The sequence below is a fragment of the Caballeronia sp. dw_276 genome, assembly GCF_018449635.1.
Lineage (GTDB): Bacteria > Pseudomonadota > Gammaproteobacteria > Burkholderiales > Burkholderiaceae > Caballeronia.
Genome location: NZ_JAAVUV010000057.1, coordinates 1 through 1,092, shown reverse-complemented (window position 1 = coordinate 1,092; position 1,092 = coordinate 1). Strand labels below are relative to the sequence as shown.

Here is a 1,092-nt window from a genome sequence, read left to right as displayed (position 1 = left end):
TCATTCGCTGCTGGCCGGGCAGATCACGGCCCGGACGAAACAGGCATTCGGCGTCGAGCTACCGCTGCGGACCGTGTTCGAGGCATCGGACCTCGACACCTATGCACAGCGTATCGACGCGGCCGTCGTGGCGATCGCGCAGCAAAGCAGCAAACCGGCGGACACGCTCGCCGATATCCGCAAACAGGTGGAGGGTTTGTCGCAGGAGGAGCTGATCAGGATGCTGGCCGAAAGGAAGGCGGCGAAGCGGGTGCCGAGCGAGGACGAGATGCAGTGATAGCCGGCACGCCTGCGGGCGTGCCGTTTTGCGGACACTTATTGGATGGCGTTCCGGGAAAGCCGCCACCCGGTCTGGAGCGCGCGCGCAGGCATGGGGTCGAAGTGCTTACGAAACATGAACTTATGCTTTCGCGGGCCCAGGCCGCTGCATGGCATGAAAGTTGATTTAACTATCTCGAAGAATTGGCATGCGGAACGCGACCCTGGAGCCTCGCGACCGAGGGAGGTGACACCTTCCTTTTTGCTGTTTCCAGGGCCGATTACAGCAGTTGCGCGGTACGCCCTCGTGGCACGCGCAGGACACGAAATCATGTTCGGATCAGTCGTTGTCATGGCGGACGCAAGGGCGGAGCAAGTCCCGGCGTCACGATAAAAGTCTGGAGACCTGCAATTCCTGGCATTTGCAACCAGTCCCTCGTTCCGTTACGGCGGAACGTCTATCGGAAGTTTTCCTTCGGAGGTGGTCGGTCTCCGCGTGCGGCATGCCGCTGCATCGCCGCAGGCGTCGCTCGCCCGGAGCTTGCGTGCGCGCATCCGGCGCCGCGTCATGCCGCTCGTGCGGCGATCCCGGCTGCGATACCCGCGAGCCTTAACGAACTCTCGATGAATCGACTCGCGTGCGACACCGATCGCACCCTGATGACGGCGCACGAACAAGCAGACAGGAGCAGGGCATGAGCGACGATACGGAAAGCAGTCTGCGCGAAGCGCTGATTGCCTTGCTGTACGAAGAAGCGGAAGCGGAAGCGGCGCAAGCAGTTTCAGCCGATGCGGGCGAACACGCATTACGGCCTGTTGCGCGCGAGAGCGTGT

General features: G+C 62.4%; 1 protein-coding gene. It reads left to right on the top strand.

Going from position 1 to position 1,092, the window contains the following annotated elements:
* Nucleotides 1–277 (top strand): phosphopantetheine-binding protein (locus HB633_RS30590; protein WP_213781858.1); only part of this gene is annotated, 277 nt, incomplete at its 5' end.
* Nucleotides 278–1,092: the final 815 nt, after the last annotated feature.